Annotated in this window: 25 protein-coding genes; 3 read left to right on the forward strand and 22 right to left on the reverse strand. The window is 50.0% G+C overall.

The genetic code is table 11. From position 1 onward, the window contains the following. Positions 1 to 4: 4 nt before the first annotated feature. Genes K300_RS0104800 through K300_RS0104810 form a run of 3 tightly spaced genes read right to left on the reverse strand, consistent with a single transcriptional unit; the run spans position 5 to position 2,643 of the window. A complete protein-coding gene (locus tag K300_RS0104800) occupies positions 5 to 421 on the reverse strand; it encodes a DUF494 family protein (RefSeq protein ID WP_022850532.1) in 417 nt (138 codons plus the stop codon). Further along, positions 414 to 1,523 (reverse strand): DNA-processing protein DprA, encoded by a 1,110-nt coding sequence (gene dprA, locus K300_RS14585; RefSeq protein WP_022850533.1) that lies wholly within the window; start codon positions 1,521 to 1,523, stop codon positions 414 to 416. The genes K300_RS0104800 and dprA overlap by 8 nt, the downstream gene beginning before the upstream one ends. 4 nt (positions 1,524 to 1,527) lie before the next feature. Continuing rightward, positions 1,528 to 2,643, reverse strand: coding sequence for a M20 metallopeptidase family protein (locus tag K300_RS0104810; RefSeq protein WP_202898559.1), 1,116 nt, complete (start codon positions 2,641 to 2,643; stop codon positions 1,528 to 1,530). 73 nt (positions 2,644 to 2,716) lie between these two features. Between K300_RS0104810 and selA the strand changes: the two genes are divergently transcribed. Together selA and selB are read left to right on the forward strand one after the other, a co-directional pair. After that, positions 2,717 to 4,066, forward strand: coding sequence for an L-seryl-tRNA(Sec) selenium transferase (gene selA, locus K300_RS0104815; RefSeq protein ID WP_026836303.1), 1,350 nt, complete (start codon positions 2,717 to 2,719; stop codon positions 4,064 to 4,066). Next, positions 4,063 to 5,889 (forward strand): selenocysteine-specific translation elongation factor, encoded by a 1,827-nt coding sequence (gene selB / locus K300_RS0104820; protein ID WP_022850536.1) that lies wholly within the window; start codon positions 4,063 to 4,065, stop codon positions 5,887 to 5,889. The genes selA and selB overlap by 4 nt, the downstream gene beginning before the upstream one ends. Before the next feature lie 6 nt (positions 5,890 to 5,895). On the opposite strand, the gene K300_RS0104825 is transcribed toward selB, so the two are convergent. Further along, positions 5,896 to 6,489 (reverse strand): LolA family protein, encoded by a 594-nt coding sequence (locus tag K300_RS0104825; protein WP_022850537.1) that lies wholly within the window; start codon positions 6,487 to 6,489, stop codon positions 5,896 to 5,898. Positions 6,490 to 6,868: 379 nt separating this feature from the next. Here K300_RS0104825 and K300_RS0104830 point away from each other — a divergent pair, with 379 nt between their 5' ends. Continuing rightward, positions 6,869 to 10,312, forward strand: a complete 3,444-nt coding sequence (locus K300_RS0104830; RefSeq protein ID WP_022850538.1) for a pyruvate carboxylase — start codon at positions 6,869 to 6,871, stop codon at positions 10,310 to 10,312. A 346-nt stretch (positions 10,313 to 10,658) separates the two neighbouring features. On the opposite strand, the gene uvrC is transcribed toward K300_RS0104830, so the two are convergent. The 18 genes from uvrC to K300_RS0104920 all read right to left on the reverse strand — a co-directional run bounded on the left by uvrC (position 10,659) and on the right by K300_RS0104920 (position 25,622). Next, positions 10,659 to 12,458, reverse strand: a complete 1,800-nt coding sequence (gene uvrC, locus K300_RS0104835; protein WP_022850539.1) for an excinuclease ABC subunit UvrC — start codon at positions 12,456 to 12,458, stop codon at positions 10,659 to 10,661. A gap of 75 nt (positions 12,459 to 12,533) precedes the next feature. Then, entirely contained in the window at positions 12,534 to 13,226 is a 693-nt protein-coding gene (gene trpA, locus K300_RS0104840) for a tryptophan synthase subunit alpha (protein ID WP_022850540.1), read from the reverse strand. Then, positions 13,223 to 14,371: a tryptophan synthase subunit beta gene (gene trpB, locus K300_RS0104845; protein ID WP_022850541.1), complete on the reverse strand. Its 1,149-nt coding sequence runs from the start codon at positions 14,369 to 14,371 to the stop codon at positions 13,223 to 13,225. Before trpB ends, trpA begins: the two co-directional genes overlap by 4 nt. After that, complete coding sequence (locus tag K300_RS16020) at positions 14,361 to 14,903, reverse strand: phosphoribosylanthranilate isomerase (RefSeq protein ID WP_022850542.1); 543 nt, start codon at positions 14,901 to 14,903, stop codon at positions 14,361 to 14,363. The genes trpB and K300_RS16020 overlap by 11 nt, the downstream gene beginning before the upstream one ends. Beyond that, complete coding sequence (locus K300_RS0104855; RefSeq protein WP_022850543.1) at positions 14,894 to 15,643, reverse strand: indole-3-glycerol phosphate synthase TrpC; 750 nt, start codon at positions 15,641 to 15,643, stop codon at positions 14,894 to 14,896. The genes K300_RS16020 and K300_RS0104855 overlap by 10 nt, the downstream gene beginning before the upstream one ends. A 1-nt stretch (position 15,644) precedes the next feature. Beyond that, complete coding sequence (gene trpD / locus K300_RS0104860; RefSeq protein ID WP_022850544.1) at positions 15,645 to 16,631, reverse strand: anthranilate phosphoribosyltransferase; 987 nt, start codon at positions 16,629 to 16,631, stop codon at positions 15,645 to 15,647. A gap of 1 nt (position 16,632) precedes the next feature. Beyond that, positions 16,633 to 17,181, reverse strand: a complete 549-nt coding sequence (locus K300_RS0104865; protein ID WP_022850545.1) for an anthranilate synthase component II — start codon at positions 17,179 to 17,181, stop codon at positions 16,633 to 16,635. Then, positions 17,165 to 18,649 carry an anthranilate synthase component I family protein gene (locus tag K300_RS0104870; RefSeq protein ID WP_022850546.1) on the reverse strand — a complete coding sequence of 495 codons (1,485 nt, stop codon included), beginning with the start codon at positions 18,647 to 18,649 and terminating at the stop codon, positions 17,165 to 17,167. The genes K300_RS0104865 and K300_RS0104870 overlap by 17 nt, the downstream gene beginning before the upstream one ends. Positions 18,650 to 18,925: 276 nt before the next feature. Then, complete coding sequence (locus K300_RS0104875; RefSeq protein ID WP_022850547.1) at positions 18,926 to 20,077, reverse strand: MFS transporter; 1,152 nt, start codon at positions 20,075 to 20,077, stop codon at positions 18,926 to 18,928. 23 nt (positions 20,078 to 20,100) lie between these two features. Continuing rightward, positions 20,101 to 20,841 carry a lipoprotein intramolecular transacylase Lit gene (locus tag K300_RS0104880; protein ID WP_022850548.1) on the reverse strand — a complete coding sequence of 247 codons (741 nt, stop codon included), beginning with the start codon at positions 20,839 to 20,841 and terminating at the stop codon, positions 20,101 to 20,103. Between the two features lie 32 nt (positions 20,842 to 20,873). Further along, positions 20,874 to 22,013: an HD-GYP domain-containing protein gene (locus tag K300_RS0104885; RefSeq protein ID WP_022850549.1), complete on the reverse strand. Its 1,140-nt coding sequence runs from the start codon at positions 22,011 to 22,013 to the stop codon at positions 20,874 to 20,876. Further along, a complete protein-coding gene (locus K300_RS16675; protein ID WP_155827559.1) occupies positions 22,010 to 22,180 on the reverse strand; it encodes a hypothetical protein in 171 nt (56 codons plus the stop codon). Before K300_RS16675 ends, K300_RS0104885 begins: the two co-directional genes overlap by 4 nt. Before the next feature lie 23 nt (positions 22,181 to 22,203). After that, positions 22,204 to 22,707 (reverse strand): flavin reductase, encoded by a 504-nt coding sequence (locus K300_RS0104895; RefSeq protein WP_022850551.1) that lies wholly within the window; start codon positions 22,705 to 22,707, stop codon positions 22,204 to 22,206. Between the two features lie 8 nt (positions 22,708 to 22,715). Next, on the reverse strand, positions 22,716 to 22,952 hold the full coding sequence (locus K300_RS0104900) for a c-type cytochrome (RefSeq protein WP_022850552.1): 237 nt from the start codon (positions 22,950 to 22,952) through the stop codon (positions 22,716 to 22,718). Positions 22,953 to 22,984: 32 nt separating this feature from the next. Continuing rightward, complete coding sequence (locus tag K300_RS0104905) at positions 22,985 to 23,674, reverse strand: DUF554 domain-containing protein (protein WP_022850553.1); 690 nt, start codon at positions 23,672 to 23,674, stop codon at positions 22,985 to 22,987. Further along, entirely contained in the window at positions 23,671 to 24,228 is a 558-nt protein-coding gene (locus tag K300_RS0104910; RefSeq protein WP_022850554.1) for a phospholipase D-like domain-containing protein, read from the reverse strand. Before K300_RS0104910 ends, K300_RS0104905 begins: the two co-directional genes overlap by 4 nt. Beyond that, positions 24,206 to 24,781 carry a ribosome biogenesis GTP-binding protein YihA/YsxC gene (gene yihA / locus K300_RS0104915; protein WP_022850555.1) on the reverse strand — a complete coding sequence of 192 codons (576 nt, stop codon included), beginning with the start codon at positions 24,779 to 24,781 and terminating at the stop codon, positions 24,206 to 24,208. The genes K300_RS0104910 and yihA overlap by 23 nt, the downstream gene beginning before the upstream one ends. Continuing rightward, the gene (locus tag K300_RS0104920; protein WP_022850556.1) at positions 24,771 to 25,622 is read right to left on the reverse strand and encodes a DHH family phosphoesterase; all 852 of its coding nucleotides are present in this window, start codon (positions 25,620 to 25,622) and stop codon (positions 24,771 to 24,773) included. Before K300_RS0104920 ends, yihA begins: the two co-directional genes overlap by 11 nt. Between the last annotated feature and the right edge of the window lies 1 nt (position 25,623).

Raw genomic sequence — 25,623 nt, forward strand, 5'->3', positions numbered from 1 at the left:
TCCTTTAATTAACATATTCATCCCGTGGTTCGTCCTCTTCCGAGAATAATGAGTTGCGCTCCATAAGTGCATAGAGAACATGGTTTTTAACCTGCTCTATGTCAACCCTATAACCGCCGTCCTCTTCGGAAGCAGCCTCTATAACCGTTTCGAGAGAGATCATATCAAGTATCCCGGATATGTTCATCTTCTGTATATAGTTCATCGCCTCTTCGGTGAACACCTTCTTCTCTTTCTTGGTGAAAACACGAAAGGCTCCGCTGTCGAAACCGTTTATATCTAGAACTGTCAGGATCTGCCTGACATCGTTGTCATCGAATCCGGTTTTAAGGAGATAGTCTGAGATATCCTTCTCGCTTATCTGCTTTGAGGTGTCGATGTAGTCGATGACGAGGTTTAAGGCCATTACAATTTTATCCACCTATACCTCCGTTGACTCTGTATTTGCCGTCAAGGTCATTCACAATATAGCCCTCCAGCTCCATTTCCGCCAGAAGCACCATCATATCCTCCACAGAAAGGCCGGTATTAATACAAAGCTCGTCCCGGCTGAGAGGACCCTGACCTAAGTTATCGAAAATGTTTTGCCTTTTCGGACAGTCAAAGACTATAGCCCCCGCTTTACGTTTGTCAATGAATTTTCCTCCGGGGAGCAGGCGGGAGAACTCCTCAACGATGTCATAATAGCTCTCCACAAGCTTTGCACCGTTTTTAATTAATTCATTCGTGGCACGGTGGGCAAACTCGGGGGCGGCGGGTACGGCGAAAACCTCCCTCCCCTGCTCGTTGGCAAGCCTCGCCGTAATGAGTGAGCCGCTTTTGTTCGAGGCCTCCACCACAACTATACCGTGGCACATACCGCTTATTATCCTGTTGCGTATGGGGAAGTTCTTGGCAATCGGAGGCTCCTCAAGGGGGAATTCGCTCAGGAAACAGCCCGATCCGAGGATGTCGTCCATATATTTAATGTGGCTGTCTGGATAGACATGCCTGAGCCCGTTCCCAAGCACAGCAGTGGTAAAACCTGCCGAGACAGCACCCAGATGTGCGTTTATGTCAACTCCGAGGGCGTATCCGCTAACAATATTAAAGCCCAGTTCTGCCAGGTCTGCGGCTATCTCTCGGGTGTAGTTCATGCTCACCCTGCTCGCCTTGCGTGAGCCCACGATACCAATGGAGGGCATCCGCAGCGGTTCCTCCCTCCCCCTGAAATACAGGAGTGCGGGGGGTGCATAAATCTCCCTGAGCATGGCGGGGTATCCCCCCTCCTCGAGGGTTATGATGTTTATTCCGTTATTCCTTGCGTAGCGAATCTCATCCTCAACGAAGCCCCTGTCCAGATTGCGGCTTATTATGGAAGAGGCCTGTTTCTCATTGAAGCCCGACTCCATCAGGGCGGTTTTGTTCAGGTCAAAAACACCGTCCAGCGTGCCGAGCTTTCCAAGGGCCCTGGATATGGTTTCATCGCTGATCCCTGCGATATTCTTCAGGGCGAGGTAGGTGTATGCAAGGCGGATTTTCAAGGCTTCACCCCTTCATATAGCCGTCGAGTACACAGCGCATGATGCGCATGGAGGTTACTACCGTTTCATCGGGAACATAGAAATCCGGCGAGTGCAACGGGGGGTGGCTCCCCGATTCGTTGGCACCGCTCCAGATGAAAACTCCCGGAACATGCTCAAGATAAAAGGCGAAATCCTCACCCCCCATGGAGGGCTTGTCAAAGCTGAAGCGGAGATCCGCATCAAGACGCTCGATAATCCCCTCTGCCAGCTCACGGTCGTTCACCACAGGGGGCGTTCCATCTTTGATAGTAAGATGAGCCTCTACGCCGAAGAGTTCCTTAACACTGGCGCACAGCCTCTGCATACCGTCAACGAGGGCCTCTTTTATCTCCAGATGGAAATGCCGGAAGGTTCCCATAACCCTTACGCTGTCAGGCAGAATGTTTGCCGCACTCCCTCCGTTTATGCTCCCGAAGGAGATAAGGGCGGGCATGGTCGGGTTGCAGAGCCTTCCAACGATAGTCTGGGCGTTGTTTATGTAATACGCCGCCGCTGAAACCGTGTCCGTACCCTTATGGGGTAATGCGGCGTGGGTGGCACTCCCTTTGAAAACTATATCGAAATGGTTGGAGCCAGCCATGCAGGGCCCCCTTACAACACCCGCCCTGCCCACGGGTATCTCATTCTCGGCGTGCATGGCGTATATGCAGGAAACGCCCTCAAGGCAACCACGCTCTATCATTGTGGATGCACCGCTCACCATCTCCTCGGCTGGCTGGAAGATGTAGCGAATATTTACATTCAGGCTGTCTCGGTTCTCCATAATCCACTTGAGGGCCATCAGAACGGCTGTCATATTATGGTTGTGGCCGCAGAGGTGGCGATACTCCGTCTTATCCTCATTGAAGGGGAGAGCATCTATATCCGAACGGAGGGCAACGGTCTTATCAGAGCCGTTATCCACAGTGCCCCAGATCCCCGTTTCGTAAACGTTGTCGGGGGTTATACCTATGGATTCGAGGAACTCCTTTATATATGCCGTGGTCTTGAATTCTTTGAACGAGGGCTCGGCGAGTTCGGCCAATTCAGCCATCACTTTGAGCGCTGTTTCCCTCTCAGAGGGGGTTATACTCTTCACATACTCCTCCCGGTTTATTGCAAATGCATCCTGTATATGTTACTTTCTCAAAAAAGAAGGGGCAAGGGGAAAAGTGGACAGACAAAACGAACTGCTAAGGCAGATTCCTAAAGTTGACAAACTGCAAAAACACCCGCTTATCACAGCCAAAGGCCCTGGTATAGTTCTTAAAGGGATACGTGACGAGCTTGAGGAGATGCGCAAAAGGATCATAGAAGGCTCTGATACAGATACGGATATCGATGCCATTGCCTCCCGAATCATCAAACGGATCGAGGAATTCGAAGATGGGAGTCTCCGCCCCGTAATCAACGCCTGCGGGGTTGTAATCCACACCAACCTCGGCAGAAGCCCCCTCCCCGATGCTGTCTTTGATGAGATCCGCAGAGCTGCATCGGGATACTCCAACCTCGAATACGACCTTGCCACAGGCAAACGAGGGGATCGCTACCATCATCTCAGGGGCTATATAAGGCATCTGACCGGAGCCGAGGATGCCCTCGTTGTAAACAATAACGCCGCCGCAGTCTTTATAATACTGAACACCTTCGCACCCGGCAGAGAGGTTATCGTCTCAAGGGGGGAGCTGGTGGAGATTGGTGGAAGCTTCCGTATACCAGATGTTATGCAGAGGAGCGGAGCTATCCTGAACGAGGCTGGAACAACCAACCGAACACGCATAGAGGACTACAGGGACGCATGCTCGGATAAAACCGCCATGATGATGAAGGTACACAAAAGCAACTACTCCATCGTCGGTTTCTCCGAGGAGTGCGGAGTAAGCGATATTGCCCGGGCAGCCCGGGAGAAGGGTGTTATCTCCTATTACGATGCGGGTAGCGGTATAATTAAACTCCCTTTTGAGAAAAGGATCTGCGGTGATGAGACAGTGTCGGAGCTGGTTTGCTCGGGTGTTGATCTTATCAGCTTCAGCGGCGACAAGCTCCTTGGCGGAGTTCAGGCGGGCATCATAGCCGGACGTAAAAGCCTGATAGATAAGATTAAAAAAAATCAGCTACTCCGCATGCTCAGGGTGGATAAGCTCACCCTCGCATCCCTTCAGGCTGTTCTAAGGCTCTATATTAATGGTGAGTACGAAAAGATTCCCGTTTACCGGATGCTGAGCGAGCCCGCTGAGCATATCAAAAACAGAGCAGAAAGATTGGTAAGCATGCTCAGCATACCTGCCAAAACTGTGGAAGATAGATCCGAGATAGGGGGCGGAAGCTGCCCCGGGGCTGAACTCCCCTCATGGAGCGTTGCATTAGAGACACCATCACCCAACGAGCTGGAAAAAAAGCTAAGGAACTCCGATACACCGATCATTGCGAAGATCCGTGATAACATGATCCTCTTCGATATGCGCACGGTGGACGAAGGGGAGATTCCGGCAATTGCAGAGGTTTTGAACAAAACAGTATGAAGAGAAGCGTAGTTTTCGGTACAGCAGGACATATAGACCACGGCAAATCAACAATAGTAAGGAACCTTACCGGCAAGGATCCAGACCGCCTGCGTGAAGAACAGGAGCGGGGGATAACCGTTGATCTCGGCTTTGCGGGGCTCGAGCATAACGGCATGCTTATATCCTTTGTGGATGTTCCCGGGCATGAGAGGCTCGTTAAGAATATGATAGCGGGTGCGACCGGAATCGATGGCGCACTCTTCGCCGTTGACGCATGCGAAGGCATAAAGCCTCAGACAGAAGAACACCTTAATATAATAGAGACCCTCGGTATTACACACGCAGTTGTCGCAGTGACAAAAACCGACCTGATTAACGAAAGCGAGCTCTGCTCCTCCATGGAGAACATTCAGCTTTTCTTTGGTGACAGCCTCCTGGAGGATATAAGTTATGTGAAGGTTCAGAGAGATCTCCCCGAGACCTACGCATCCCTTCTAGATGAACTCGCCGCAACTGCCCAAAGGCTCCCAGGAAACAGGCTGGAGGGCAGGTTCATGCTTAGAGTGGACAGAGCCTTTGCGGTAAAAGGATTCGGAAATGTCGTTACCGGAACGGCCGTCTCGGGGGTTCTGAACAGGGGTGATGAGCTTATTCACTATCCCGCTGGCAAGCGGGTCCGGGTGAAAAATATTCAGGTACATGATAATGACAGCCAAAGGGCCGAGGCACACCAGCGGGTTGCGCTGAATGTTCCCGATGCCAGTGAGCCTTCCAGGGGTGATATCCTCTCGGATGAGGCAGAGCTCTCCAGCGAAGAGGGTTTCTATGCCAGTCTGAAGGTATTCGACCGACTACCCTCACCCGCCGATATCAAGCATAACAGAACGTACCCAGTATATATTGGAACAGAAGCCCTCGAGGGGAAGATAATTATCCCCGGCGGCGGAAGGATACGAAGCGGGGAGGAGCTCTTTGTTTTCGTCCGGCTCAACAGGAGATACACACCAGTTTTTGCAGAACGTTTTCTTATAAGAGGTTTGAGTCCACAGATAACCATAGCGGGGGGAAAGGTTCTCGCCATGGGGAGCCTTATCCCTGAGAGAAAGGTGGCTGGAGAGATCCTCGAGCTCATCCATAATGGTTCATTCAAAGAAGCGCTAAGCCTCATATCGGAAAAGCGTCCCGAAGGTTTCAGGCTGCCTCCGCCCATACAGCTCTTCGGTGACGAAACAGACATCTCCGTTTCCGGCATTCTTACATACGGGAAACTGTGCGTATCAGACACACTGGTATCGGGTATCATAAGCTCGCTAACTGATAAACTGAGAACCTCAAGTGAGCTCAGCGAAAGCGAAATAAATGATGAACTGTCCATACTTCACAGCTCCTTAAAAAAACCCGTTAAGGAGGAGTTCCTCAGAAAGGTGGAGGCTGACGGATACGTCTTCAAAAACGGAAGGCTTAAGCGGGAGAAGCTGGAGCCCTTTGAAGAGGAGGCCCTTAGAGCCCTTGATATAATGAGGAGTGATCCACTCCTCTCAAACAGGTCACTGCTGGCTGAAAGGCTTGGAACCGATGAGAAAACGGCGGAGAAGTACCTTGTTTATCTAACAAACAGGGAGCTGGTTATACGCCTGGCAGACAAGGTGTACGTCACGGCCGAACTACTTAACTCCTTCGTATCAAAGGGGGTGCAGGAGGCCGAATCTAAGGGATCCATCGAGCTTAAGGATATGCGGGAGCACTTCGATCTCCCCCGCAAGCTCCTCGTTCCACTCATGGATCAGCTTGATAAAACCGGGATGTTCATAACACGGGATAAAAAACGCTTTCTTAAATAGCCTCTTTCAATACTCAAATATCTCAGTACCTTCGGGTATCTCAGGGGTGAATACGCCTTCGGGGAGGGGCTTGTTTGTCTTGATGTTCTTAAAGCTTACGCTGGTCTTGTTCCCTGCATTGTCTTCGCTGACTATACCGAGAACCTCGTTCCCCTCGAAAAGAACATCGATATACTTAACGCCGATATCCTGCTTCGGGTTAAGGCGCATGCTCTTCTCTCCGGTCATCTCAACATCGAAGCTTTTCCTGATGTTGCCGATATCTATCATAAGCATGGTTATGGCGTTCTGGTTACCTTCCATGGAGCGTTGGCGTACGAGCTGTTTAAGGTCGCCGTCGTAGTAGTCGACACCATCTTTAGTGAATAGATAGAACTGCTTGTAGGGGTAATCGTAATCCCAGAGCGCCTTCTCACCGTTTCTTATAAAAAAGCTGCCGGAGTATTCATCACTCCCGAAGCCCTCTATTTCGGTGGTCTGTGTGAAATCTGCGCTGTATGTTTCAAGGCTTTTAAAGGATGTCAAAACCTCATCGATTGTTGCTCCGTAGACAGTAAATGCCGGAACAATAAGCATTATTAGAATCAGAAAGCGTTTCATAACCTAACCTCCGTGTGTGAACCAATATCATGTATGACAGGTGGAGCTGTCAAAGGTTTTGTATAATACACATAAGCGTCCACACAGCGCACATGATTGTTATTACTAATTATATGACTATTTATGAGATATTTATACATAATAACATGCTAGTCTTTATTTTGTTATTATATTTTTCTATCCATTTTAAGGTTTAGTTTAATATATTAACTATTCATACAACATAACATTGTTTTTATACGTTTTCATAATTCATACGCCGTTACAATATCTTACATGATGCAAAAATACGCATAAACTACTGTAAAACAGCGATTGACAGCCATATAATATTATTCTATTATCTTATACAAGATAAAGAAAGATAGAGAGGGAGAGTATGAGAATTAAAAAACTGATGTCTGTCAACAGAGGTGAAATTGCGATCCGCACCTTCCGTGCCTGTACTGAGCTCGGCATACGAACAGTTGCCGTTTATTCCACCGAAGACCAGTACTCCCTCCACAGGTACAAGGCGGATGAGGCTTACCATATAGGCGCAGGGCTTGACCCCGTTGCGGCATACCTGAATATTGAAGAAATAATCGACCTCGCACTCAATAAGAATATAGACGCAATCCACCCCGGATACGGCTTTCTTGCAGAGAACAGCAAGTTTGCAAAGGCATGTGAAGAGGCTGGCATCATATTCATCGGCCCCTCCGCCGATACCATAGAGATTTTCGGGGACAAGAAACACTCAAAGGAACTCGCCGAATCATGCGGTGTTCCGATCATCAGAGGTTCCGAAGGTGTTGTGAACGATGTGGAAACGGCTCTTAAAACCGCAGAGGAGATAGGCTACCCAGTCCTGCTTAAGGCAGTGGCCGGCGGCGGGGGAAGAGGCATACGTGTTTCCAGAAGCGACAAGGACCTAAAGGACGATTTCGATTCAGCCCGCAGTGAGGCGCTCAAAGCCTTCGGCAACGGCGATGTCATAATCGAAAAATATATCGAAAAGCCCAAGCATGTGGAAGTTCAGCTCCTTGCAGACAAGTACGGCAATATCGTCCACATGTTCGAGCGGGACTGTTCCGTCCAGAGACGCCACCAGAAGCTCATCGAGATCGCACCCTCGCTGAACATCCCGGAGGATACCCTGCAGGCGATGTACGACTCCTCCATAGCCATCGGCAAGGCAAGCAAACTCCGCAACGCCGCCACTGTGGAATTCCTCGTTGATAAAAACAACGATTACTACTTCCTAGAGGTTAATCCGAGGATACAGGTTGAGCACACCGTAACAGAACTGCTCACAGGTATAGATATTGTACAGAGCCAGATATTTATAGCCTCCGGCGAAGAACTCGCCGGCGAACATATACGTATAGGCTCCCAGGAAGAGGTTCAAAAAAGCGGCTATGCCATCCAGTGCAGGGTGACAACTGAAGACCCGGAAAGCAACTTCATGCCCGACACCGGAGAGATTGAGGCATACCGTATAGCTGCCGGATTCGGCGTCCGTCTGGACGCCGGAAACGGCTTTGTAAATGCGAAGATATCACCACATTACGACTCCCTTCTCGTGAAGGTTTCAACCCATGCCCTGAGCTTTGATCAGGCGGCAAGGAAGATGCACAGGGCACTCAGCGAGTTCAGGATCCGTGGGGTAAAAACAAATATCCCCTTCCTTGAGAAGGTTATAACCCATAAGCAATTTCTTGATGGCGAGATATGCACCGAGTTTGTGGATACCACTCCCGAACTCTTCGATTTTAAGCATAGACGTGACAGAGCCACAAAAGCGATGATGTTTCTGGCAAACAACATCGTCAACAACCCCTCGGGGGTTAAGCTCACCGATGACATTATACTCCCCACGATCGAGGCCCCCGAAAGCCCCTTCGGCGAAAAGATACCCACCGGCACAAAGGATATCCTCATGCGCAACGGGGTGCAGGGTGTAATGGATCATCTGCGCAACTCAAAGGAGGTGCTCTTCACCGACACCACCTTCAGGGATGCCCACCAGTCTCTCCTCGCCACACGGGTTCGGACTATAGATATGCTCAACATATCCGATGCCTATGCAAAGCACCTCAGCCAGCTGTTCTCCCTCGAGATGTGGGGTGGAGCGACCTTCGATGTTGCCTACCGCTTCCTCAAGGAATCGCCATGGGACAGGCTCAGGCTTCTGCGTGAGAAAGTTCCCAACATCCTTTTCCAGATGCTCCTCAGAGCCTCCAATGCCGTAGGTTACACCAACTACCCCGATAACGTTGTGCGCAAATTCATCCAGCACGCATCTGAAAGTGGAATGGATGTTTTCCGGATCTTCGACTGCTTCAACTGGACGGATCAGATGATTCCCGCCATTGAAGAGGTCAAAAAGAACGATAAAATCGCCGAGGCGGCAATCTGCTACACCGGCGATATCGAAGATATTAGACGAACAAAATACTCACTCAAGTATTACACAGGTCTCGCCAAAGAGCTCGCCGAGGCGGGTACGGACATCATCGGCATCAAGGATATGGCAGGCCTGCTGAAACCCTATGCGGCAAAGATCCTCGTCAAAGCTATCAAGGAGGAAACAGGACTCCCCGTACATTTCCACACCCACGACACCAGCGGAAACGGTGAGGCAAGCGTACTTATGGCCGTGGAGGGGGGTGCGGATATCGTGGATTCCGCCATTGCTTCCATGAGCGGTCTCACAAGCCAGCCGAACCTGAACTCCATTATGGCGGCACTCCGCTTCACTCCCAAGGCCTCAAGCCTCGACAAGGACTGGGCACAGAAGGTTTCCGACTACTTCGAGCGTGTACGCAGATACTACTTCCCCTTCGAGAGCGGCCTGAAATCCGCCACAGCTGAGGTTTATGACCATGAGATCCCCGGCGGGCAGTACTCCAACCTTATCGTACAGGTGGAGGCTATGGGCCTCATAGACCGCTGGGAAGAGGTTCGTCACATGTACGCCAAGGTAAACGACGAACTCGGCGATATCATCAAGGTTACGCCTTCCTCCAAGGTCGTTGGTGATCTTGCGCTTTTCCTTGTCCGCAACAACCTTACCATTGACGACCTCTACGAGAAGAGCGAAACCCTCTCCTTCCCCGATTCGGTGGTATCATTCTTCAAGGGTATGCTCGGCCAGCCCTACGGCGGCTTTCCCGCACAACTCCAACGTGCAGTACTAAAGGATGATAAACCCATAACAGAACGCCCCGGCGAATCCCTCCCGCCCTACGATTTCGAAGGTGCCAAGGTGGAGCTGAAAAAGCAGTTCGGTATGGATTTCGAAGATGAGCATGCAATCAGCTATGCCCTTTACCCGCAGGTGTTTACAGACTATATCAAGTTCACTGCAGACTACGGCGACCCCTCCGTTTTCGACACACGCTCCTTCTTCTACCCCATGAACAAGGAGGAGGAGATACAGGTGGACATCGAAGAGGGTAAAACACTCATCATACGCTACCTGAGCGAAAGCAAGCCCGATGAAAAAGGCTACCGCAAGATATACTTCGAGCTTAACGGACAACCGAGAACAGTCCGCATAAAGGATGAGACGCTCTCATCCATTATCAAATCCAACGAGAAAGGGGACATCGGCAATCCGGAACATATCTGCGCAACAATGCCCGGAACGATCCTCAAGGTGAATACCAAGAAAGACGAGAAGGTTAAAAAGGGTGACATCCTCGTAGTCACCGAAGCTATGAAGATAGAGACTAAGATCGCAGCAAGCATCGACGGTGTCGTCAAAGAGATGCTCCTCCACGAGGGGGACAAGATAGAATCCGGCGATCTTATCATGAGATTGGAGCAGGAGAGCTAGAACCGCTAAAGTCCCCCTTCAACTTTCGGTTCGAGAATGGCGGCTCTTCTGTTTCAAGGGTCAACTTCCAAGAGTTAGGCTCAGTTCCTTCCAGCAAAGGGGGCGGTTTTCCGCCCCCGCTGAAGGGTTATGGAAACGCCGAAAATAACATCGGCACTGACACCTGCCGCAGGCTCAAGTTAGAATAACTCTCGCATATCATAATAAAAATGATTATCTATACTGCTGAAATGTGCATAATCTCTAATCAATAGGAAGATCCTTAATCAACGGTCAAATTGCTCTCTACGGTTCCATTGTAGCTTTTATTATCTTGCACCATATTTAATTAGCTTGCTAACTTTATTCATTTTCTGGCGAGGAATGAGAGAACGTTTTCACAGGTTTTAACGGGTATCCCAGTTGCCTCCGCAATACCCTCCGCCGTGAGATCCTTCCTGTAATAGATATCCGGAAACGTCTCCAAAAGCTTCTTGCAGCGTTTCTCACCCAGCCCCTCAACCTCAAGCAGGGGGGACTTGGTGAAGTTCTTCAGGGCGAGCTTTCTGGAGAAGCTAATGGCAAAGCGGTGCGCCTCATCCCGCATCTTCTGCACAAAGATAAGCAGAGGATCATTCTTAATCAAAATTACAGGGTTCTTTCGCCCCGGAAGGTGTATCGATTCGATGGATTCCTCACCCTGGTTCTTCATAAACTTGATACTCCGCCCTTTGGATATGGATATAAAAAGCGCATCGGAGCCATATTCATCAGCCGCTCTGGTGGCGGCATTCAGCTGTCCTATACCCCCATCTATTATATAAAGATCCGCCGCAGGCTCCTCCCCCTCCGCCACATTCTCCAGCTTCCGGGTGAAAAGTTCGTATATCGATGAGAAGTCGTCATTTTCAACGGATTTAATCCTGTATTTACGGTAGGTGGATTTGTCAAAGCTTCCATCCTCAGCCGCAACGGAAACCCCCACAGTGAAATTACCCGATATGTGGGAGATATCTATGCACTCTATGCGTTTGATATCCCTTTCCGTCTTGATCATGCGCCTAAGACGTTCACCAACATCCTTCCGCCGCACGAGCTGGCGGATATACATATCCGTTTGTATCTCCGCATTCTCTAGCGCCATCTTCTTCAGCTTTCCGTAGCCCCTCGTTCGCACGGTAACCTTTTTACCCGCCATCTTCGTAAGCGCCTCGGCGAGCTTCTCAGTATCCTCCGTTCCGAAAACAGCCACAAGCTGGGGGAACTGACGGGTAGTGGTGTAGAACTGCATGATGTAGGTTTCGATGATATTCCCGGTGTCCTCACCCTCAAAGAAAAGGGTCTCGCTCCCGATAAGCCTTCCGTTGCGGACGAACATCTTGGTTATGCCGGGGAGGTTCTGGAAGGTGTGCGGAACAAAGACATCCAGAGATCGCCGCTCCTCATCGAGCACAACGGACTGACGGTAGAAAAGCCTGTCCATAGAGCGCAGACGGTCACGTAGAACCGCCGCCTTCTCAAAGGCCATCTCCTCGGAATACCTCTGCATATCCTCCTGCAGACGCTCCTTCACCTCGTCCATCTCGCCCTTAAAGAAGTTCTTGATCTGCTCCACGAGGGCAGCGTAATCCTCATAGCTTATCAACCCCTCGCAAGGCCCAAGGCACTTGCCTATCTGATACTTAAGGCAGAGCTTGCCCTCCTTGAACTTCCTTTCTGTGCATGACCTCAGCGGGAATACACGCAGTATTTCATTAACCACGCTCCTGAGATCATTAACGTTAACGAAGGGGCCGAAGTAGGTGTGTTTCTCCGCCTTGGTATCCCTCGTAATGTGCATGCGGGGGTAATCCTCGTTCGTTATGCGGATGTAGGGGTAGCTTTTGGAATCCTTAAGCCGGACGTTATACTTGGGCTTTTCGGTCTTTATAAGGTTTGCCTCAAGGAGAAGCGCCTCCGCTTCATTAGATGTGACCACAAAGCGCAGATTCTCCGCCGCCGCAACCATATTGCGTATCTTTACCGGCTTGTCCGTGTCGACAAAATAGGATGACACCCTCGATCGCAGGCTCTTCGCCTTGCCCACATAAAGGATCTCCTCCTTCTTTCCGATAAAGAGATAAACACCCGGATTCTCGGGGATTTCGTGCAGAGGGTACTTTTCCATCAGGCTATTATAATAAAAAGATAAAATTTTGGCAGGGGTAAATAAATGGAGCCCTCAATAAAGGGCTCCATTGTTCTATATAAGTGACTTTACATACTCAGCATATCCGTGCGGATCTTCCTGCTTCTCTACAGCCGCAGTACCTACAACAAATCCCCCTGCCGCCTTATACGCCTTCTTCGCATCCTCAGGCGTTTTGATTCCGAAACCGAGGACAACGGGTTTATCGGTGAATCTTCTCAGGTCGCTAACCATGCCCGATATATCGCCACCGCCACCCTGTCCGGTAATGCCGCGAATGCCGATCATGTAGATGAAGTCCGCATCGGTCTCCTTTATGTGCTCAAGATCCTCATCCCTTGATTCGGGAGTAACGAATGGTATCACAGGTATCTCAAGACCCTGCCCCTTCGCCCAGCTGTGGAGACGGTTGGGGAGGTCAGGAATAATAAGCCCGCTAACAAGCCCTTTGTAATCATCACTAAAGGCCTTTGCTCCGTAGCCGTATATTATGTTCGAATAGGTCATAACGTATACCTTCATATTACCCGGCTCAAGATCAGCGATGGTTTTCAACACATCATTTGCAGTAATGCCGGAATCGAGTGCTTTCTGAATAGCTCCAGCAATAACAGGCCCGTCCGCCACGGGTTCGCTGAAGGGGACGCCTATCTCAACGAAGTCAAAACCCGCATCACGAACCGCATTGAAACACTTGATAAAAGTTTCCTTGTCGGGGTAGTTTCCGACTATATATATCCCTCTCATATCTCCCTCTCTGAATCCTTGTCACCCCTGCCGGAGAGATTTACAAGCACCTTTTTCCCCTTGAGCTCATCCCTGTTCTTTATAACGTAGGCGAGCGCATGGCTTGATTCAAGGGCGGGTACGATACCTTCCTTCCTCGCAAGCATCGTGTAGGCCGCAACAGCCTCATCATCCCTGACAAAGGAATAGGTAGCCCTGCTCTCTTCCGCAAGATATGCATGTTCAGGCCCAATTCCGGGATAATCCAGCCCTGCGGCTATGGAGTGCACCGGCGCAACCTGATTGCCGTCATCCTGCATAAGCATTGTGAGGCATCCGTGGAGTATTCCATCCCTGCCTGCACCTATGGCCATGGCGTTCTCTCCCGTTTCATCGGACAATCCCCCAGCTTCCACACCGATGAGGGGTATCCCTGAATCCAGGAATCCTTTGAATATCCCGAGGGCGTTGCTCCCCCCGCCGACACATGCGACAACACAGTCCGGCGCAAAACCGAGCTCCTCACACTGCTCGCTCGCCTCCTCGCCTATCACACTCTGGAAGTAGCCCACCATCTCCGGGAAGGGGTAAGGCCCTATAACGGAACCAATGATATAATGTGTGTCCTCCACTGTGCGCACCCAGTCACGCAGGGCGGCGTTCGTGGCATCCTTCAGGGTTCTGGTTCCCTCATCCACAACAGAAAGCTCCGCACCGAGAAGCTTCATCCTGTCAACGTTCGGCCTCTGCCTCTCGGCATCCACAGCTCCCATATAAACGGTACACTCAAGTCCAAGAAGTGCGGCAGCTGTGGCAGTGGCGACACCGTGCTGTCCAGCCCCAGTCTCTGCCACAATGCGCTTTTTGCCCATCCGGACAGCAAGCAGAGACTGCCCGATGGTGTTGTTTATCTTGTGGGAACCGGTATGGTTAAGGTCCTCACGCTTAAGATAAAGCTCAAGCCCAAGCTCCTTGCTCATGTTTTTCGCATGGTAAAGAGGTGAAGGCCTGCCTACATATCTTCTGAGATAGTCTGCAAACTCATCTTGAAATAGCTTTTCCTCTTTGGCTGTAAAAAAACACCTCTCCAGCTCATCAAGCGCCGGGATAAGTGTTTCCGGCACGAACTGTCCTCCGTATTTTCCGAAGAATCCTTTAAAATTCATCATTATCCCTCACTGATTCTATAAAATCTTTCATCATGTCATAATCCTTCTTGCCACCCTTCTCAACTCCGCTGGACACATCAACGCCGAAAGGTCTTAAATCATTGATAACCTTGGCAACATTAACGCTGTTAAGCCCTCCTGCAACTATAAGCCTCTCCCTGTATTCAGTAAGCCATGCGGGAAACTCGCCGAACTTTCCGCTCCCCCTGCTAGCATCGTAAAGGAGATACTGAAATTTGCTCCCTTCAGGTTTTTCAGCCGTTGCGTACACAAGGTTCGGCACCGGAGCATTCTCAAAGACCTGAACATAATCGAAATACCCGGCAACCTTCATAACCTCTGTGTATAAGACACTAACAACAAAGGTAGATACCCTCCCCTTCGCATGTTCAGCTAATTTCACAGCCTCTGCATCGGGGACGTACCTTTTGCTTGGCGGGTAAAGGACAACGCCAACGGCGTCATAACCCAGCTCAATAGCTTTGTCTATGGTTTCTTTGTCACTTACTCCGCAAACCTTTACGAACATGCCGCCTCCAGCATGGAGCCTAGGAGCTCCTCGGTATTCTCCGCAGCCATCAGACCGGAGCCGATGAGAAAGGCATCCGCACCTGCATCCTTCATGAATGCCACATCCACAGGGGTTTTCATACCGCTTTCCGCTACCTTTATGTAGTTCCCCTCAAGGGCCTTTAACACTCCGGCTCCCACGTTGAGATCGATCTCAAGGTTTTTAAGGTTTCTGCTGTTCACCCCGAGGAGTGCCGGCTCAACACCTGTAAGACGCTCCATCTCGGAGAGTGCATGAATCTCAAAGAGTATCTCAAGACCCCGCTCCCTCGCATATTTCGCCAAACGCTCAATCTCATCCCTATTCAGAACCGTAGCCATGAGAAGGATACAGTCCGCACCGCTCCTGTAGGCGTTCTCTATCTGAACCTCGGAGAGAATGAAATCCTTGCATAGAACCGGAATCTCCACACTTGCGGCGATGTCCGCCAGATACTGCATGTCGCCGCTGAAATACTTCTTATCCGTTAGCACGCTAACCATACCAGCCCCGCAGGACTCATAAAGCTTTGCCTGTGCCACCGGATCCGCACCGATATTTATGTTACCCAAAGATGGCGAGGCCTTCTTCACTTCGGCTATTATGGGCTTCTGCCGGAGTGATGCAACGGCATCTATAACAGGCTTCATCCGTTTCGAGTCGATAAGGGTCATCCCCTTTATCTCCTCACGCTTGTGGGCCAATATCTCATCAAGCATTCTATTCCCCCTTCAGGCTGTTAAGTCTCTCAAGAACAGAGCCTTTCTTGATAGCATCCCTGGCCTTTTCGAACCCCTCACGCACATCCTGAACTTCTTTTGAGTTATAGAGGTTAAGACCTGCATTGATCGCCAGAAGGTTCGTGAGCTTCTCCTCACTCCCCGAAACCGCATCCACAAAGAGCTTAACAGCGTGGGCATCATCCTCAACCACGGGCATATCAAAGGTGTCGAAGTAATTCGCAGGGTCTATAGTGAAGCGTTTAAGTTCACCGCTCTCAATCATAATACAGTCCGTGGGTGCACTGCTTGAAACCTCGTCGTAACCGTCTCTGGAGGAATACACGCAAACCCCCTCCCTTCCGAGAAGGTTGACAGCCTTTGCAATAAGCTCCATGCTCTCACTGCTCGGTATACCGATCGCCTGATATTCAGGATCCGCAGGGTTTGCCATGGGGCCCAGCATATTGAAAATAGTCGGTACTTTCAGAGTTTTGCGCACCTTCCCCGCATACTTCATCGCAGGATGAAAGAGGGGTGCGAATAGAAAAACGTATCCGTGTTTCCTAAAGTACTCCTGCTCACCACCCTTTTCAAATTCCACGGGGATCCCCAGAAGCTTAAGTATATCCGCAGAGCCCACCTTTCCGCTCTGGGCGGAGTTTCCATGTTTAACGATATCCAGCCCGCAGGCGTTGAGCGCAAGGGATACAGCCGTTGAAACATTCAGGGTGGACTTGCCGTCACCTCCAGTTCCGCAGGTGTCTGTGGCAGTTCTCTCACCCTTATCGAGCCTTACCTTTGCTCTGTTCATGGCGGCGGCCGCTCCCGCCACCTCTTCGGGGGTTTCACCCCTTATCCTCATAGCTATGAGAACGGCCGCAATCTCCGATTCCTCAAGCTTGCCCTGCATTATATCATCGAAGAGTGCTCCGGCCTCCTCCATGGATAGTTTCTCGCCCATCGCCGTTTTTCTAACCAGACTCATATCAAGCCCCCTTTGCTGCTTTCACAAAGTTAGTAACCATACTATCCCCTCTCTCGCTCTTGATCGACTCGGGATGGAACTGCACGCCGTATAGCTTCATTGAGTGGTCCTCTATGGCCATCACTTCGCCGTCGGAAACCGCCCTGGCTCTCATCCGATCATCGCCGCATTTAACAGAGAGGGAGTGGTAGCGCACCGCCGTAAACTCGCCGTCACCAAGTATCAGGCTGTCCTGAGATGTTATGGTATCCGTCTTGCCATGCATAACGCTCTTCGCGTGGGAAACTTCGTAACCGAGATGATGTCCTATGCACTGCATACCGAGGCATACGCCGAAGATAGGCTTTTTGCCCGTGTAGTTTTCAAGGTATTTCATGCTCGTACCGGAGTTCAGGGGATTAGAGGGGCCGGGGGAGATGATTATCCCCTCGTACTTTTCCGCATCTATGTATTCATCGTTGCGGATTATCCTGACCTCTTGACCGTTAAGACGGAAAAGGGCGTAGAGGTTATATGTGAACGAATCGTAGTTATCAACCAGCAAAAACATTTTTCCCCTCCAGATTTTTGAGCCTGTCGCAGGCAGTGAAAAGTGCGTTGAGTTTGTTTCGAACCTCGGCAAGCTCCCCCTCGGGGCTTGAATCGTATACGATCCCGCCGCCCGCTCTAAGTATGAGCTTATCCTTCTTTATCATTGCGCTTCTTATTGTTATACAGGTGTCGATGTTGCCGCTATAGCCGAAGTAGCCAACACAGCCCGCATAGAAGCCCCTGGGGGATTTCTCATACTCGTTAATAAGCTCCATCGCCCGAACCTTGGGCGCACCGCTGACTGTTCCAGCGGGGAAGGTCTTCATAAACACATCAAGGGGCTCGTTCCCCTCCACAAGCTCACCCTCTACGGTGGACACTATATGCACCACATGGGAGTAAACCTCCGCCTGAAACTCCTGGGTAACCTCAACGGATTCGGGGGTACAACCTGCGTAGAGGTCGTTGCGTGCAAGATCCAGAAGCATCAGATGCTCCGCCAGCTCCTTCGGGTCTTTGAGAAGATCCTGACACGCCTTCTCCGGGTTGCCGTTTATGGGGTATGTGCCAGCGATGGGCTTGAGCGTTGCTTTTCTTTCGAGAATCTTAAGGTGAATCTCGGGGGATGAACCGCATAGCACCTCATCGCCGAACTTGAGGAAGAACATGTAAGGTGAAGGGTTTACGTTGCGAAGCGCTCGATAGAAGTTGACCGGATTCACCTTTCCATGTACCTCGTGCTTGTTGGAGAAGACAACCTGAATTGCCTCGCCGTCGGTGATATCCCCCTTAAGCTTGTTTACATAGCCCATGTATTCATCCGGCGTGTACTCCGGCTCAGGGTCAGTGAGCTTCGACTCGTGCATATCGAAGTTCATCCCGTGCACCTCTCCCGCCATCTTTGCAGTGCGGTTAATACCCTTCTCGTAGGCTTCCTCGGGATTATCACCGGGGTTTACCGAGCATGCCGCATAGAGCCTGCCAAGATGATTGTCGAAGACGTAGAACTCCTCCGCCTCGAAGAAACCTATAAGGTTCTCATCCTCCGGTTCCTTGAGCCTGCTCCTCAAAAATCCCATATAGTTAGCGGACTCATAACCGAAGAAGCCCACGAATCCTCCGGCGAAATCGCCGAAGTGGCCATCGTTGTACCCCTCGTTTCCGGCAAACTCCTTGCCGAGGTAGTCCATCGGGTTCATCATGATCTCTGTCTTCTTGCCGTTCTTCTCCTCGACTATCTTACCCTTACGGAAAAGAACCGTACGCTTCGGCTTGCGCCCGAAGAAGGAGTAACGTGAGAAGCTTTTGTCCAGATTTGCACTCTCCAGCAGGAAGATATGCTTTTCATTGGAGAAGTTGCGAAGCAGTGCAATAGGGGTAAATGTGTCACCAGCCACCTCACGGTAGATGGTTATACGCCCGTATCGCCTTCCGTCCTTCTCCCCGTTTGCTATCGCCTTGAATTCTTCAAGTTCGGGAAAGATCATTGTACAAAACCTCCGATTTATATTTATAAAATCCATTAAAACCGCATAAAAAAAGGGCCGTCTTCTCTCGAAGCGGCCCTTTTGTACCGGGGTTCTCAGACCCCGTAACCAAAAAGAGCCGCGCGGCAGTACCGCGCGGCTCTATTATTATCATTTACCGGCAGACTACCACTAGCTAATAGGAGTCCACCACCACCAAAGATTTCTGTTTATAGATATACCTGTTCCGTTCATACGTTTACTATAGATTATTTTTATCGGGAGTCAAGCAGAAAATCATAGATCGTTGTAATACAGCCTTCCAAGGGTTATGCGTCCTATTACCACCGCCGATGCCATCACCAAACCGATGCTGAGCAGAAATACCTTCCACCCAAAACCGGAATACACAAACCCGGGGAGGATAGAGCCAAGGGTTCCGCCAATATAATAAAAAGATACATAGAGACCGTTGGTTATCCCCTTCCTGTCCTCGGCAATCTTATTGAGGTAGCCCGATGCCACAGAATGGGCCAGAAACATACAGCAGCAGAAAAAGAACATCCCCGCAAACATAACCGCTACGCTGTCGAAGGTGAAGAAGAAGAGTGTCAGGCAGTAGAAACTGAGTGCTGTGAAGACCGTTCGCATCTCACCGCCGAGAAAGCGGACTATCCTCAAGGAGTTAAGAGACATAACAATACCCATAATATAGCCCGTGTACATAACGCCGATAGTGAGGGAGGAGGAGGCCTCGTTCAGCTCACGCATCCGGAAAGGGAGGAAGTTCAAAAGTGCCGCAAACATAAAAAACGTAGCAAATATAAGCAGATAGACAGCACCGAACCGGCGTCTTTTTATAACCTCAATGACCGCCGCCGGACTGAATTTCGACACCTTCAGCTCCGCCTCGTGCAGTGATGCTGTAAGGAAGAATGAGAGGAGGAGTGCTATGGAAAGGGACAGGAAGTTCATCCGCCAGCCGAGCGTTGCCGCAATGAGACCGGAGAAGAACCTGCCGGCAAACCCACCCATGATCGTGGAGGATATGTAGAATGCCATAAGCCTCTGGACATTACCTTTTTCGGACATGTTGGAGATGTATGTCATCAAAGAAGTGAGCACAGCGGGGATTGCAAGGCCAACAAAGAAACGAAGTATTATCAATACATTAAACGATGGACTCAGAAAAAAGAGAAACTGCAGGACCGCAAGGGCAAGCAGTGCGAACCGGAGCAGACGGCGGGAAGAAAAGGATTCCAGCATGTAGCCGTACACTATGGGAGCAAGACCGAGGGGGAGCATGGTTACAGTGGTAAGTAGTGCGCTTCTCTCCTGTGATACGCCGAACTCCTCCATCAAAAGGGGTTGGAGCGGCTGGGGAGCATAAAGGGCAGAGAATGTGAGAATGGTGGAAAAAACAATTACACCGATTTGATACGGTTTCAAATACCTATCTTCCCGGGAGTGACCTACTGTAATCCCTTGTTAAGTTTGAAAAGTGCTCTGATAAAGGCCGCAATTCCAATATAGAAAAGTATCGTGAGAATGACAAGAAAAACACTGATATATCCAAATATAACAGGAGCTTTCATCAAAATGGCCATAAGTGATTCCTCGTAGTAGAAGAACCATTGATGCTCGGTGAAAACAATCTTATGCAGTGTGTAGAATATATCCCTCGGGCCAATGAGCATAACGATGCCCGTTAGAACCCCTATCAAAACTATGCTGACGGGGAACACGAGCTTCAGTGAATACATCCTCACACGCTGGTTCGCCATGAAAATAATGGCAAACAGGCCTATTACCATAAACATATACGAACTGAACTCAAACACAAAAACCAATCCCGCAACATCGAAGAGATGGAGTGTCTCATCGGTTGTAAGGAAACTAACGGTCTCTTTCCTACCCTGATCGTAGAAGGTTATCTTATCAAGCCCCATACCTGCATTGTTAACTGCTTCGTTAATCTCACGGAATATCTCAACATGCTGGTCCTTATCTGTGTTGTAGAAGCCACGTTTAGCTTTATCCTCATTACGAACGGAAAACTTCTTTATGGTTTCTTCGATATTTATCTGTTCATAAAGGAAGGAGTAACCGAAATTCAAGTTACTCAAAACTGCCCAGGAAAAGAACATGGACGAATAGAATATGCAGAAGAAGAGAATTACATTAAGAAGAGGACGCTTCCAGTTAAACTCCATGTGCTATAAAAACTCCCTGATTGAATTTGATGTCAGCTCTCCTCAAAGTTATCGCGATATTTGTCTCGAATCTCGAGAATCTTATCCAGCTCTTCAAATAAAACATCGATGAGGCCGGGGTCAAAATGCTCCCCCTTCTCCTCCTTGAAAAGGCTCAGGATCCTGTCCAGATCCCATGCTTTCTTATACACCCTGTCGCTTCCGAGGGCATCGAAAACATCGGCAATGGCCGTTATCCGCCCGAAGATGTGGATATCGTCACCCTTCAGACCCCGTGGATACCCTTTGCCGTTCCATTTCTCATGGTGCTCATAGGCGACAACCGCCGCCGTTTTGAGTATGGGTCTTTCCGAGTGGCTCAGCATCCTGTGCCCTATCTCGGTGTGGCTTTTCATTATAACCCATTCATCGGCATCAAGCTTCCCCGGCTTTAGCAAAACCGAATCGGGGATGGCGATCTTGCCGATGTCGTGCATCGGTGAGGCCATTCTCAACATTTCCGCCTCTTCCTCACTCAATCCATACCCAAGGGCGAGAAGCTTGGAATACTCCGCAACACGCTTAACATGGTTTCCCGTTTCCTTGGAGCGCATCTCGCCGGCCTCTGCCATGGTGAAGATGATCTCCTTCTGGGTTTTCTCTATCTCCTGCTGCATCATAACAGCGGAGAGTTCTTTGCCGGTATACGTGGCGGCGAGCATAAGGTGTTCCACATCCTCTTCGCTGAACTCGCCTGAGCGTGTCATCTTATTGATAGCCTGATACACACCGATAACCTTCCCCGCCGGATCGTAAAAGGGGATGGCGATAATATTCCTTGTGACGTAGCCGGTCTGTTTATCCACAGATTTATCGAAGCGAGGGTCGGAGTATGCATCGTTTATGATGATAACCTCGTCATTCTCCGCCGCCGCACCGGCTATGCCGACACCAACGGGAATGGTTATCCTGTCTACCCCGTGGGCAACCTTCGTCCAGAGGGTTCCCCATCTTTCATCGATAAGCCAGACGGTGCATCTGTCCGCCGCAACAAGATCCCTGCCCATATCTGCGAGGATAACGAGCATCTTCTCAACATCGTGCTCATGGGCGATGAGCCCGATATACTTGAATATCGATTTAACAAGATCCTCTGCAGTTAGCTCAGGTCTGGGTTCAAACGATTGACTCATTTCATATTCCTTGAACGAATGTACAGGTAAACGATAAAACCGACAACAACGGCCCCCACAGCACCAATGAGCAGTGCTTTACCCATGGTCAGGCCTGAATTGGCGAAATGTCTGTGGGCGTTCTCCACCCTCTCAGGAAGAGCCGCAAAGGGGATCAATCTATCCACCCGGCATACCTCTATAAGCTGAATTACTTTCTGTATACGCCTATTATCTCGCCTACATAAGCTTTATGGTAGTCTTTTTTCGGGTAAAGCTCCTCTATCTTCTCATCCAGAAAGAGTTCAGGCTTTATATCTTCTGCATAAAGCTTACGACATATGATAACCTGCCTCGCCTCTGCAAAGGCAACGCCTCCATGTGCCTGAACGGGTGTAAGCCCGGTTTCAGCCGCCTTATCGTAGTCCCTGCCCGAGTGGCTTCCGCAGAACTTGAGGGCGTCCCTGTGCTCCTCTGTAAAGAATGACATGGTGAATATTTCATTCTTTTCGGTGAACTCGAAGGTGTGTCTAGTGGGACGGATGTAAACGGTAGCAACGGGCTTGTGCCAGAGGATACCAAGGGTTCCCCAGCTTGCTGTGAGCGTGTTCCATGAATTAATGTCACCCGCAGTAACGAGCATCCAGTCCTTATTGATCAGTTTAAAGGGGTTGTCGGTTATGTCTTCAACACCGAACTGCATAAAGTTTTCCATATCAGTATCTACCTCTCAGAAAGAAATTCTGCCACTGAATCGGTTTCCGAACGGCTTATGTCGAGCCCGTGCCCCTTCATCCTCTTGATAACGCTTTTCCAGCGACCCTTTGAATAGTCCTTGCTGAGAGAAAGGGATGTGCCGTGGCATGATGAACATTTTTTATAGAATGTCTCCTCGCCGTTTGAGGCGGCGAAGGCTGTAATAACGAATGCAAACATGAAGATAACCGCAAGAAGTCTCATACATTCCTCCTGCTAGAAATATAACATCTTATCTATAATATACCAGCCAGATAATCATACAAAGGTATTATGAACAGGGCGGGGAGCATATTTGCACTTTTGAAACGCATTATACCAGTCATACTGATCCCGATGCCCACGATAAGAACACCCCCCACAACGGAGATGCCGTTCATATAAACAGGCTCATCGAGCAAAAACCGCAGATTAAAGGCTAACAGGCTCAGAAGCCCCTGATATACAAAGATTATAACCGCCGAGAATATAACCCCTACACCGAGCATTGAGGCAAGGATCATGGAGGATACACCGTCCAGAAGGCTCTTTACATAAAGAACGCTGGGATCATTCATCAAGCCGTCCTTTATACAGCCGATGATGGTAAGCGAACCGACACAGAAGAGTACGGATGCTGTTACAAACCCGAGCACAAAGGTACTTGAATCGCTCCCCATCCTCTTCTTTATCCGTTCGCCGACACCCTCCAGTTTACCCTCAATATCTGCCAGTTCGCCTATAAACGTTCCAATTACTATGGAGACGATGACAGGAAAGAAGTCGTGCTCCTCAAAGGCCATCTTTATGCCGAGGACTATGACGGCAAGCCCCATCGCTTTGATGACGCCGTCCTTGTGCTCCTCCTTGACCCTTTTTCCCACCGTCAGCCCCAGAACCGTTCCTGCGACCACTGCGGCTGTATTCACCACCGTTCCTGTTATCATTCCATCATATCCTCAATATGTCTCGCCGCTTCTTCGGCAAAGCCTTGGGAAACAACCCTCGCAGTCACCTCATCGTTGAAGTTGAATGCACTGTAGGTATAGTTATGGCTCCCGGTGTAGGTCACCTTCCTGTCAATTACCATCATCTTGGTGTGGAGTCTTCGTTCCGGATCATCATAGTGAACATCCGCCCCGGCCTCGGCCAGCTCCTCCCCCGTATCTTTATTAAAGCGGTTTACGATGGAGCCGGACCTGTCCTCCACATCGAAGAGTATGCGCACACGAATGCCCCGTTCAACCGCCCTCTCAAGCTCACGCCGGAGCAGGTTCGTATCCCCTCCCCTGCCGTCATCGGTTTTAAACATGTATATGGCGCAGAGGATCTCCTCCTCTGCGTTCCCAATATCACGCAGAACCGGAGCCAGAAGCTCTTTCCCCGAGAGCAGGCTTATCTTTGCCTCGTACTCCTTCTCGCCGGAAACTGCGTTTGCATATATAAAAACGCCCGCAAGAAGGGATATAAAGAGGACTCTATGAAAGTGCGATCTCTTCAAGCGTCTGCCAGAGCGCATCCTTACCCTTACCCGTTTCGGCGGAGAACTCGAAAAGATCCTCCACCTCAAGCTCAAGCTCCTCGGCTATAATCGCCATCTGTTTCTTTCGCTGATTGCCGGAGAGCTTATCCGATTTTGTCACTGCGATAAGGGTGCTTATGCCGAAATCGGCAAGCATCTGGAGCATGTCCAGATCCTCCTCGGAGGGCTTTCGCCGCATGTCGAGGATAAGCACGCACGCCTTAAGGATCCCCCTCTTCTCCAGATAAGCACCGATCGCCTTGTTCCACATCGCCCTGTCCTTCTTGGAAACACGGGCATATCCGTAACCGGGAAGATCCACAAGCATTATGTGGTCATCTATACGGAAGAAGTTTATCGTCTTGGTTTTCCCCGGCGTTGCGCTCACCTTAACAAGCCCTTTACGGTTTATGAGCTTATTCATCATGGAGGATTTCCCCACGTTGCTCCGCCCCACAAAGGCTATCTCAGGAAGCCCCTCATCGGGATAGTCCACCGGATATACTGCAGATTTAACAAATTCAGCTTTCATCAATTACGCCTATCTCACGCAGAAACTCACTGACACAGAAGTCGAAATCTGTGCTGAACCCTGCGGCGTTCTTATGCCCCCCTCCTCCGTTTGCCACGGCGAGGGAGCCTATGTCTATCCCTCTTCTGGAGCGGAGGGAAACCTTCTTCTTCTGTGCGTTCATCAGGATAACGTAATCTGTGTTGTATTCACCGGTGATATAGTTGCCCAGCTCGGAGTTATACTCTTCGCAGAAGACGAAGAACCCCTTGAGACCATCCTTGTCTGTGAACTGGAAACCGGATGCGGCGGCGTTTCGTATGTAGCGGTCACGCCTGTCCTCCTCCATGGAGATGATCATCTCCTCGGTATCGTCGAATCCCTGATAGGGCTTATCCATAAAACGTTTAGCGAAACGATCAATACCGAGTTTCATAAACAGTACGTTCATTCGCAGGCTGTCTTTCCTTTGCATATGCCACATATCGAAATCATTGACGCAGTCCACAAAGTTACGATAGGGCTCAACATCGTACCCCTGCTCCCTGAGCCATTCGAATGTCAGCAGGGTTGCGCTTCGGGTGGTGTCGTGGATAACGCTGTGGTGCTCCTTCATCCATTCGGAGGAGGGGTGGTGGTCGATGGCGGTGATGTCCACCTCTCCCACAGCCTTCATGTACATCCTCTCAGAAGGGGCAAGGTCGGTGATGAGTACGCTGTTCACCTGACCATAGGCCTCATCAAGCGTGGGATCCACATCGTTATAGTTGCAGTATGCGGTCTGGACATCGCCGAGGAACTTCTTAACAAGAATCCCGCAGCCTACCCCGTCCAGATCGTTATGGGTTATATGCAGAAGCAAA

This window comes from Limisalsivibrio acetivorans, assembly GCF_000421105.1.
GTDB classification, from domain to species: Bacteria; Chrysiogenota; Deferribacteres; order Deferribacterales; family Geovibrionaceae; genus Limisalsivibrio; species Limisalsivibrio acetivorans.